Origin of the sequence: Klebsiella sp. RCJ4 (assembly GCF_009025755.1) — a bacterium.
Taxonomy (GTDB): Bacteria; Pseudomonadota; Gammaproteobacteria; order Enterobacterales; family Enterobacteriaceae; genus Klebsiella; species Klebsiella michiganensis.
Genome location: NZ_WCIN01000049.1, coordinates 39475 through 49364, shown reverse-complemented (window position 1 = coordinate 49364; position 9890 = coordinate 39475). Strand labels below are relative to the sequence as shown.

Here is a 9890-nt window from a genome sequence, read left to right as displayed (position 1 = left end):
GCGACCCGGGATTTCCGGGCTACAAGGGCAATACAGGCTAGCTGCCAAATTTGCGCGAACCGATAACGCACAGAATCACGCCCAGGGTTACGGTCAGCATCAGGCCGTTCTCCCCGGTCGCGCTGCGCTTACCGGGGCTACGGGTTTCCAGCCGTCTGCGGGGCGGTAGCCCGGGTAAGGCGTTTACGCCGCGACCCGGGATTTCCGGGCTACAAGGGCAATACAGGCTAGCTGCCAAATTTGCGCGAACCGACAACGCACAGAATCACGCCCAGCGTCACGGCCAGCATCAATGGGCTGACGGTTTCGTGCAAAAGCGCCGCCGCCAGGCCAAGCCCGAAGAACGGCTGTAATAGCTGGAGCTGGCCGACGGCGGCGATACCGCCAGCGGCGAGCCCTTTGTACCAGAAAATAAAGCCGATAAGCATGCTAAAGAGCGACACATAGCCGAGCGCGATCCAGGCGGAAGGCGATATAGCGCCCCATGACGCTGGCCGGGTCATCCACGAGGCCACCAGCATAAAAGGCAGCGCCATAATCAGCGCCCAGCTAATCACCTGCCAGCCGCCGAGCTCCCGGGTCAGCTTCGCGCCCTCCGCATAGCCGAGGCCGCAGACGATCACCGCCGCCAGCATCAGCAGATCGCCGCTGAGCGACGCCGCCGCGTTTTGCGTCAGGGCGAATCCCACCACCAGCAGGCTGCCAATAACCGAAAAGATCCAGAAAGCGCGGCGCGGACGTTCTCCGCCGCGCAGTACGCCAAAAATGGCCGTCATCAGCGGCAATAGCCCGATAAAAACGATCGAATGCGCTGACGTGACGTGCCGCAGGGCCAGCGCCGTGAGCAGCGGAAAGCCGATCACCACCCCTGACGAGACGATGGCCAGCGGCACAAGCTGCTACGCGCGCGGCCGTTTCTGGCGAAAGCCTGCCCGTCCCGCTATCGGCCGGAGATTGAGCGCGCTATACGGGCCACCACGTGGAACACCCCTTCGCTGGTGAGTTCGCTGATCTGCACCTGGATTGAAGATGGCACGGTGGCGCGTTTTGAAGCGCAGAAACGCCAGGATGCGCGGCGGCGGCAGGGGGTTGCCCGCGAGGTTCTCGGCGCGCTTCCCTTCGTCAGCCATCCGGGTTCGTATTTTGTCTGGCTGCCTCTGGGCGAGGAGAGTCGGGCCGATCGGCTGGCGAAAACGCTGATGGAGCGCCATATTTCCGTGTCGACCGCCGAGCCTTTTTGCGTTACAGCGAACGTTCCGCAGGCGCTCCGCATCGCCCTCGGCTCCGTTCCCTTCGATAGCCTGCGCGCGGCGCTGAACCAGGTTCGCGAAGCCGTGGAGTATGAGCAATATCGCTAGCGTTTCGGCGGCGAGCGATAGGGTGACTTATTAGTAACGTTTTATGGGGTAGATAGCGGGTTAATAGTCTTAAAATAAATGTTGTTTTTTTATTGTTATGATTTATAGGGTTAATTTTAAATTTAATGACAATATAAAATTGTTACGGTAGTGTACAAAACACATCAAGTACGGTTGTGCTGTTGACGCTGAGCGAGCGCACGTCCTGAAGATACGACGTTGTTAATCATTTCAGGGGCGGAGCCGCGCCCTGTTCTGTACAGGATACTTTTTCAATGCAGCAGCTCTACCTTTATATACTGATTGCCAGCCTGACCATTGCCAGCCCCGGGCCAGGAGTGCTTCTGACGCTGACCAACACCCTGAATTATAATCTGCGTAATGCAATGGCGGGGATTATCGGCGTGGCGGTGGGGATGGGCGTCATATCGATTATTGCTGCCAGCAGCGTTGGCGTGATGATTACCACCTCTCAGCTGACGCTGTTGATAGTCAAGGGGGTTGGGGCGGCCTATCTGATCTATCTGGGCGTAAAGCTCTTTCGCTCGGTGCCCCGCGCGCTGAATCAACCTCTCTCTTCCGCCGATTCAACGATGCCTTCCGCCAGCCAGCGGTTTCGTCAGGGAGTACTGGTGTCGTTGTTTAATCCCAAACCCATTGTGTTTTTTATGGCGCTGTTTCCCCAGTTTATTCATCCGCAGCAGCCCTTTATTCCGCAGTTCAGCGTGCTGTCGATAACCTTCTGTATTCTGGTGGTTGTCATTCATTCACTCTACGGCCTTTTCGCACACAGCGTAAAAACGAAAATGTCGTCCGGGAATGCCTTTGTTAAGCTGAATAAAACCGGTGGCATCGTGTTTGTGTGTTTTGCCGTCGGTCTTATTGTTTCCGCCGTTCATCCTTATTTGTCGTCATGACCGTGAGGGCGCGGGGCCCGGCGTTCAGCCCATCTGCGCCAGCTGGCCGCGCAGTACCTCCACGCCCTGTTCGATGGCGTCAGGGTGAATGGCGTGGAACCCCATCCGGAAGAAATTAGCCGGCGGCGCGTCGCTGAGAAAATGCCGCGCGCCGGGCTCAATCAGTACCCCGGCGTGGGCGGCGCGCCAGGTCAGCTGCTGGGTGTTAATTTGCTCCGGCGTGGCCAGCCAGAACGCGTTGGCGTGTTCGCTGCCGGGGATGATGCGGCACTCCGGCAGATGCTGCTGTAGCGCGTTGTTGAGACGGTCCCAGCGCTGGGCAGAGTCGTAATGGTAGCGCCGCAGGTGGGTTTCATAGTGGCCCTGGGCGAGGAAATGGGCCATCTGATACTGAATATTGGTCGGCGGATGACGATACACCAGCCGCCGCAGCGCCCGGGCTTCGTCAATCAGATCCGGGTCAGCGACCATAAAGCCCAGCCGCAGGCCCGGCGATAGCGCTTTTGACAGGCTGCTCACGTAGATCACTCTTCCGCAGCGATCGCTGGCCTTCAGCGCCGGCAGCGGGTTGAGCATAAAGTTACTTTCAGAGTCGTAATCGTCCTCAATAATCACCGCATCATGGCGAGCGGCATGCTCCAGCAGCTGGTCGCGCCGCGCTTTGCTCATCGCCACCCCGGTTGGCACCTGGTGTCCGGGAGTGACGTAGTAGTAATCGCAGGGGGCGTCGTTGAGGACGATCCCCTGTTCATCCACCGGATGCGGCACGATATCGGTATCGGCAAGCAGAAAGGTGTTAATGGCCTCGCGAAAGCAGGGATTCTCCACGCCAACGCGCGTGCTGGATGACATCAGCAGGCGCGTCAGCAGGTACAGCGCGTTTTGCGAACCGAGGGTAATCAGAATCTCGTCCGGCGAGGCGACAATGCCGCGTTTGGGCAGCACCCGGGTGCGGATCTGCTCAATCAGCATCGGCACGTCGCGATCGATGTGATCCACCACCCACTCCGGGTCGCGAACCCCGCCGTGCAGCCAGTTTGCCGCCGAGCGCCAGGTCGCCAGCGGGAACTGGCGAGTATCCGGCTGGCCGTAGATAAACGGATAGCGGTAGTTCATCCAGCCGGCCGGCTTCAGAATCGACTCCTGCTGGCTGGGGGTGATTTGCAGCCGCGTGCCCCAGCGTGGTGCAGAACCCTCGTCCTGCGGTGCAGCTTCCGGCGCCGAAGAGGGGCTGGCGTGCTGGTAATCCGGATGCAGGTAATAACCGCTGCGCGGGCGGCTCACGAGGTATCCCTCGTTAACCAGACCCTCAAAAACCAGCGCCGTGGTGTTGCGCGAGACCCGCAGCTGGCTGGCCAGCTGGCGGCAGGAGGGGAGCGGCGTGTCGGCGGAAAAAATGCCGCCCAGAATGGCGTTAATCAGCGTCTCGCGCACCTGCTCCTGCAAACCGCGGCGCGGGTCGAAATCAACGTGTAACAGGTGTCGGATCATGCCTGGCTCCTTACTCAAACGCTCAGTACAGACACTGGAGCAAATTCCATACCACCCTGAGAATGACTGACACATCCGCGCGGTGAATCTGGCTCTATCCGGAAATTTAAAACGCTCCCTACAGTAAAAACGTATTCATCAGTCGCGGACCGGAACTTCCGTCGGCACATATTTTGCAAAACCTTTTCATGTTCTGGAGTGAACACGTCTGGCGAATTAATTAGGGGTGAATTAATGAAAAAATCATTAGGTTCAATTTGTCTGGGCGCCATCATGGCGATGGCCTTTTCTTATCACGCAGCCGCCGCGGATCTTCCGGAAATAGAAAAATCCGGCACCCTGAAAGTCGCAACCGAAGATGATTACGCGCCTTTTAACTTTATGAATAACGGCCAGGCGGATGGCTTCAACAAAGATATGCTCGATGAATTACGCAAATACGCGAAATTCAACGTCGACCAGAGCATTTTGCCGTGGACCGGATTACTGGCGGCGGTTTCTACCGGCCAATACGATATGGCCTTAACCGGCGCGGTAATTACCGACGATCGTCTCAAGGTCTTTGATTTCACGCCGCCGTGGGCGTCAGCGCAGCACTATTTTGTCAAACGCGCGGGCGATAATTCCCTGAATACCATTGCCGAACTGAGTGGGAAAAAAGTGGGCGTTCAGGCGGGCAGCGCGCTGCTGGCAAGGCTGCCAGAACTGAAAGCGATGCTGGAGAAAACCGGCGGTAAGCTGGGGCCGGTGGTGGAGTATCCCTCCTACCCGGAAGCCTACGCCGATCTCGCCAACAAACGCCTGGACTACGTGATTAACGTGGTTATCTCGGTCAACGACCTGGCGAAGGCCAAACCGAAGGTGTTCGCCAAAGGTCTGGCGGTATCCGGCCCGGGCTATATGGCCTGGCCGATCCCGAAAAACTCGCCGCAGCTGCTGGCCTATATGACCAAATTTATGAACCACATGAAGGAGACCGGCAAGCTCGCGGAACTCCAGAAAAAGTGGTTTGGCGAAACCTATGACGATCTTCCGAACGTGCCAATCACCAGCCCGGAACAGTTCCATAAATTGGCCGGTCTGTAATGCGTTCTGCGGCGGGTAACCGCCGCCCGTTGAGTGAAGGAGGGCTTCATGGATGCAATTTCCTGGCAGTTACTGATTGAAGGCGCATGGACGACCCTCTGGATTTCGGCCATCGCCATTGCCTTTGGAGTGGTGATTGGCCTGATGATTGCGCTGGTGCGCATGCTGCGCATTCCGGTTATCGATCAGCTGCTGGTGGTCTATATCAGCCTCGCCCGCGCGACGCCGCTGGTCACGCTGGTGCTGTTCCTGTTTCTTTCTCTGCCGACCGTCGGGATTAACCTCGACAAAAACGTCGCGGCGATTGTGGCGCTGACGCTCAATACCTCGGCTTTTAACGCCGAAATATGGCGCAACGCCTTTCGCACTTTTCCCCGCGAACAGCGGGAAGCGGCGGAGTCGGTCGGGATGCGCCGCTGGGCCTACTTCCGCTACATCATGCTGCCGCAGATGTGGATTGAAAGCCTGCCCGCGCTGGTTAACGAGATGTCGTTCCTGATTAAGGGCAGTCCGGCCATTGCGGTGATTGGCGTGGTGGATTTGACGCGCGTCACCAACCGGATTTCTTCGGTCACCTATGAACCGCTTTCGCCGATTCTGGCGGCGGGTCTGCTGTACGTGGTGATTATTGGCCTGCTGCTGAAACTGCAGGGAATGGCCGAGCGTAAAGCGAAGCGTCTGGCACGATAAATACGGGAGGTGCTATGAATCAGTGGGCCGTTATCTGGTCGGTGCGCGACAGCTTTATTGCCGGTTTACTCGCCACCCTTGAGCTTTTTATTACCGCGGCAATTGCCGGATTAATTATCGGCATTGTCCTGTGCTATTTAACCGAATATCAAAAGAAAACCCTTAACCGGCTTATTATTGCCTTTGTCAGCTTAATGCGGGCGATTCCCTTTTTGATCCTCGCCTATTTGCTCTATTACGGGCTGCCGCAAGTGGGTATTAGTATGGAGCCCTGGACCGCCGGTTTAATTGCCTTAATTATCTACCACGGCGCCTATTTCTTTGAGATTTTGCGCAGCCAGCGGCGGGTATTTTCCGGTGGCTATATCGAGGCGGCGGTCGCGCAGGGGTTTTCGCGCTACAAAATATTCCGCCGCATTATTCTGCCCAATATTCTCTCTTCCGCGCTCCCGCTGATGGGGAACCAGCTGATTATCTGCCTGAAAGATACCGCTTTCCTCAGCATTATCACCGTCCAGGAGATAACCGCCGCGGCTAACAGCGTGCAGGCCACCTATTTTATCCCGTTTAACGCTTTTATCGTCGCGATTGGGCTCTACTGGGCGATCAGCATCCTGCTGGAGCTGCTGATTAAACGCCTGAGCGCCTGGGGAGTCAGAAGAGGAATGAGTCATGTCTGATACTACTGCTGTAAGCGTCAAAAACGTCTCTAAACAGTTTGATAACGTGGAAGTTCTGCGTGATATCAACCTGACGGTAGAAAAGGGGACCGTGGTGAGCATTCTCGGCTCGTCGGGGTCGGGTAAATCGACGCTGCTGCGCTGCATGAACTGGCTGGAACAGCCGGATCGCGGCGAGATCCGCATCAGCGGCCAGCGGCTGGGGATTGATGAGCATAATGGCCGCGCGATGTCCCATCGCCAGCTGTCGAAAATCCGCGAGCGGGTAGGCATGGTGTTTCAGAGCTTTAACCTGTGGCCGCACCTGACGGTGCAGCAGAACGTCAGCGAAGCGCTGCTGCACGTGAAGGGGATGAAGCGTGATGAAGCGAAAGCTATCGCCATGCAGCAGCTGGAGAAAGTGGGGATGGCGCATAAAGCCGACGTTTACCCGATTACGCTCTCCGGCGGACAGAAGCAGCGGGTGGCGATTGCCCGTTCGCTGGCGATGTCGCCGGAGGTGATTCTGTTTGATGAGCCGACGTCGGCGCTGGACCCCGAGCTGGTCAACGAGGTGCTGGGGGTAATGAAGGCGCTGGCCGCCGAGGGCTACACGATGGTGGTGGTGACCCACGAGATGGACTTTGCGCGCCAGGTCTCGGATGAGGTGGTGTTTCTTGAGAAGGGGTTGTTGATTGAGAAAGCGCCGCCGGAGAAGTTTTTCACCAACCCGGATTCCGAGCGCGTCAGGCAGTTTTTGCAGAGCAGCCGGTAAGCATCAGCGGCCGTTCTCCCCGGTCGCGCTGCGCTTACCGGGGCTACGGGTTTCCAGCCGTCAGCGGGGAGTAGCCCGGGTAAGGTGTTTACGCCGCGCCCCGGGATTTCCGGGTCCGGTGCCTGAGGGAGGCAGATTGGGTAGCCCGGACAGGCGCGTCAAGCGCCGCCTCCGGGACGGTGTGGTAGGGGTTCCGTTCACCGCTATTTCGCAGAAAATGTCTCACCGTGGTAGGTGAACGGGTAAAGGGGGAGAAAACCGTCTCCCCCTTTACAATCCCCGCGGTCCCGCAAAGAAATCGGTGCTGCGCACTGCGCTCACCTCCCGGACCTCAGCCTGCGGTCGGCTCAACTCGACATCACTGTCTCGATTCGCCTCTGTCCGCCATCCCTGGCGGCCAGCCCTTGTCTTCGGTCCTCCGGTTCGCCGATTTCAGCGGGCACCAGGGCATCGCTGCATAACACGTTGTTTCAGAGACATATCCGTAGCTGCATGAAACATTCCCGGAGGCGGCGCTTACGCGCCTCTCCGCTCTACCAAACCTTAATCCCGATCGATGGCGAACGGCTGCCAGGCCTGACGCACCGGCATCACCTCGACCCGGTTGATATTCATATGGTCCGGCAGCGTGGCGATGTAGAACATCTGTTCGGCAATATCCCGCGCGCTCAGCGGCGTGGTACCGCGATACAGGTTGTCCGACGCCGCCTGGTCGCCTTTGGTGCGCACCAGGGTAAATTCCGTTTCGGCAATGCCCGGTGCGAGATCGGTCACGCGCACCCCGGTCCCGAGCAGATCGCAGCGCAGGTTATAGCTGAACTGCTTCACGAAAGCCTTACTGGCGCCGTAGACGTGGCTGCCGGGGTAGGGCCACTGCCCGGCGATAGAGCCGATATTGATGATGCTCGCGCCCGCGCCGTGGTTAATCAGCGTCGGCAGCAGCGCGTGGGTCACGTTGACCAGCCCGGTGACGTTGGTGTCGATCATCGTTTTCCAGTCGTCCAGATCCACTTTCTGCGCGGGCTGCGGCGACAGCGCCAGCCCGGCGTTGTTAATCAGCGTCGTGATATCGGCGAAGCCCGCGGGCAGCGCCGCCACGGCCGCGGCCACCGCATCGCTATCGCGTACGTCGAGTTCGATAATGTGCACCGGCACCTGCGAGGCGAGCTTATCCTGTAGCGTCTTCAGCCGCGCAAAACGGCGTCCGCTCAGCACCAGCGACCAGCCCGCATCGGCGAAGACCTGCGCCGCTGCTTCCCCAAATCCCGAGGTCGCCCCGGTAATAAACACCACTTTGCTCGTTGCCATTTCATTCTCCTGTGCAGGTTGTCGCTCCCACTATAAAAACCGCGCGCGTGCGGGCACAGGGCCAGTCGGCGCGCGGCGATGTGACACGGTGTCACATCATTTTCGCCTGACTGGCTCTATCCGTTTCTCCCCCGCACGGCCAATGATGAGGCCAACAACAACGACATGAGAGAGGGCAGGGTATGAAGCTGGCACTACAGAACGAGGTAGCGATAAGCAATGATGAAGTTCGGCAGCTGGATCGCGCTTATGTGTTTCATTCATGGTCGATGCAGGGCAATTTACATCCGCTGGTGATCGCCGGGGCAAAAGGCTGCGAGCTGTGGGATTACGAAGGCAATACTTACCTGGATTTCAGCAGCCAGCTGGTCAACGTCAACATTGGCTATCAGCATCCTCGCGTGCTGGCGGCGATGAAAGCCCAGCTGGAAGAGCTGGTGACCATCGCGCCCGCCACCGCCAACCTCGCCCGCGGCGAAGCGGCGAAGCGGATTGTCGAGCTGGCGCCGGAAGGCTTTAGCAAAGTGTTCTTCACCAACGCCGGCGCCGATGCCAACGAGAACGCCATCCGTATGGCGCGGCTCTATACCGGGCGCGATAAAGTGCTCTCCGCCTATCGCTCCTATCACGGCAACACCGGCAGCGCCATTGCCGCCACCGGCGACTGGCGCCGCGTGCCGAACGAGTATTCACGCGGTCACGTGCACTTCTTTAACCCCTATCTCTACCGCAGCGAATTTAACGCCACGACGGAAGAGGAGGAGTGCCAGCGCGCGCTGGCCCATCTGCGGCGGATGATCGAGTGCGAAGGCCCGAACGCGATAGCCGCGATTCTGCTGGAGTCGATTCCGGGGACCGCCGGGATTCTTGTCCCGCCGGAGGGCTATATGCAGGGCGTGCGGGCGCTGGCCGACGAGTTTGGCATTGTGCTGATCCTCGATGAAGTGATGGCCGGTTTTGGTCGTACCGGGAGCTGGTTCGCCTTCGAGCAGGATGGCGTGGTGCCGGATCTGGTGACTTTCGCCAAAGGGGTTAACGCCGGCTACGTCCCGGCCGGCGGCGTGCTGATTAGCGAGCCAATCGCCCGCTACTTTGATGACCATTTCTTTGCCGGGGGGCTGACCTATTCCGGCCATCCGCTGGCGATGGCGGCGATTGTCGCCACCATTGACGCGATGAAGGAAGAGAAGGTGGTGGAGAACGCGGCGACCATCGGCAACGAAGTGCTGCGTCCGGGGCTGGAAGCGCTGGCGGAGAAGCACACGATTATCGGCAACGTGCGCGGCCGCGGTCTGTTCCAGGCGCTGGAGCTGGTCAGCAGCCGCGAGCGGAAAACTCCGCTGACCGCTGCCGATATGGCGGCCATTAAAGGCGCGTTAACCGAGGCCGGCCTGCTGGCGTTTGTGGTGGAGAACCGCATTCACGTGGTGCCGCCGTGCACCATCAGCGCCGAACAGGTGGCAAAAGGGCTGGCGATTTTTGATGCGGTATTCGCCCGCTTCGCGAGCCTGGCGAAATAAGGGGATGATTTCCCGGGTCGCGGCGTAAATGACTTACCCGGGCGACCTTCTCGCAGATGGCGGCGAACCCGTAGCCCCGCTAAGCG

The 9890-nt window shown here is 58.9% G+C and carries 8 protein-coding genes and 2 pseudogenes; 7 read left to right on the top strand and 3 right to left on the bottom strand.

The features are described from left to right. Window positions 1–227: 227 nt before the first annotated feature. Window positions 228–944, bottom strand: a pseudogene (locus F8562_RS28660) (DMT family transporter); the annotation flags it as partial. On the opposite strand from F8562_RS28660, the pseudogene F8562_RS28655 reads away from it, so the two are divergent. Both F8562_RS28655 and F8562_RS28650 read left to right on the top strand, forming a co-directional pair. Then, window positions 933–1358: pseudogene (locus F8562_RS28655) on the top strand (PLP-dependent aminotransferase family protein); the annotation flags it as partial. The pseudogenes F8562_RS28660 and F8562_RS28655 overlap by 12 nt on opposite strands. Before the next feature lie 275 nt (window positions 1359–1633). Then, entirely contained in the window at window positions 1634–2275 is a 642-nt protein-coding gene (locus F8562_RS28650) for a LysE family translocator (protein ID WP_014228325.1), read from the top strand. Between the two features lie 24 nt (window positions 2276–2299). Here the strand turns inward: F8562_RS28650 and F8562_RS28645 are convergent, their stop codons facing one another. Then, window positions 2300–3766, bottom strand: coding sequence for a PLP-dependent aminotransferase family protein (locus F8562_RS28645; protein WP_014228326.1), 1467 nt, complete (start codon window positions 3764–3766; stop codon window positions 2300–2302). Window positions 3767–4000: 234 nt separating this feature from the next. Here F8562_RS28645 and F8562_RS28640 point away from each other — a divergent pair, with 234 nt between their 5' ends. The 4 genes from F8562_RS28640 to F8562_RS28625 are packed head-to-tail and all read left to right on the top strand — an operon-like array spanning window position 4001 to window position 6976. After that, window positions 4001–4852 (top strand): transporter substrate-binding domain-containing protein, encoded by an 852-nt coding sequence (locus F8562_RS28640; protein ID WP_004848610.1) that lies wholly within the window; start codon window positions 4001–4003, stop codon window positions 4850–4852. A 48-nt stretch (window positions 4853–4900) separates the two neighbouring features. Beyond that, window positions 4901–5542 carry an amino acid ABC transporter permease gene (locus F8562_RS28635; protein ID WP_014837753.1) on the top strand — a complete coding sequence of 214 codons (642 nt, stop codon included), beginning with the start codon at window positions 4901–4903 and terminating at the stop codon, window positions 5540–5542. 14 nt (window positions 5543–5556) lie between these two features. Then, window positions 5557–6222 (top strand): amino acid ABC transporter permease, encoded by a 666-nt coding sequence (locus F8562_RS28630; RefSeq protein WP_014228327.1) that lies wholly within the window; start codon window positions 5557–5559, stop codon window positions 6220–6222. Then, the gene (locus F8562_RS28625) at window positions 6215–6976 is read left to right on the top strand and encodes an amino acid ABC transporter ATP-binding protein (protein ID WP_014228328.1); all 762 of its coding nucleotides are present in this window, start codon (window positions 6215–6217) and stop codon (window positions 6974–6976) included. Before F8562_RS28630 ends, F8562_RS28625 begins: the two co-directional genes overlap by 8 nt. Window positions 6977–7519: 543 nt before the next feature. Here the strand turns inward: F8562_RS28625 and F8562_RS28620 are convergent. After that, window positions 7520–8284, bottom strand: coding sequence for an SDR family NAD(P)-dependent oxidoreductase (locus F8562_RS28620; protein WP_014228329.1), 765 nt, complete (start codon window positions 8282–8284; stop codon window positions 7520–7522). A 182-nt stretch (window positions 8285–8466) separates the two neighbouring features. Here F8562_RS28620 and F8562_RS28615 point away from each other — a divergent pair, with 182 nt between their 5' ends. Continuing rightward, window positions 8467–9804: an aspartate aminotransferase family protein gene (locus F8562_RS28615; RefSeq protein ID WP_014837755.1), complete on the top strand. Its 1338-nt coding sequence runs from the start codon at window positions 8467–8469 to the stop codon at window positions 9802–9804. Window positions 9805–9890: the final 86 nt, after the last annotated feature.

Bases quoted from the DNA above. Each gene is read 5' to 3' on its own strand.
- F8562_RS28645 (WP_014228326.1), bottom strand. From the start codon at position 3,766: ATGATCCGACACCTGTTACACGTTGATTTCGACCCGCGCCGCGGTTTG.
- F8562_RS28615 (WP_014837755.1), top strand. From the start codon at position 8,467: ATGAAGCTGGCACTACAGAACGAGGTAGCGATAAGCAATGATGAAGTT.
- F8562_RS28625 (WP_014228328.1), top strand. From the start codon at position 6,215: ATGTCTGATACTACTGCTGTAAGCGTCAAAAACGTCTCTAAACAGTTT.
- F8562_RS28630 (WP_014228327.1), top strand. From the start codon at position 5,557: ATGAATCAGTGGGCCGTTATCTGGTCGGTGCGCGACAGCTTTATTGCC.
- F8562_RS28635 (WP_014837753.1), top strand. From the start codon at position 4,901: ATGGATGCAATTTCCTGGCAGTTACTGATTGAAGGCGCATGGACGACC.
- F8562_RS28640 (WP_004848610.1), top strand. From the start codon at position 4,001: ATGAAAAAATCATTAGGTTCAATTTGTCTGGGCGCCATCATGGCGATG.
- F8562_RS28620 (WP_014228329.1), bottom strand. From the start codon at position 8,284: ATGGCAACGAGCAAAGTGGTGTTTATTACCGGGGCGACCTCGGGATTT.
- F8562_RS28650 (WP_014228325.1), top strand. From the start codon at position 1,634: ATGCAGCAGCTCTACCTTTATATACTGATTGCCAGCCTGACCATTGCC.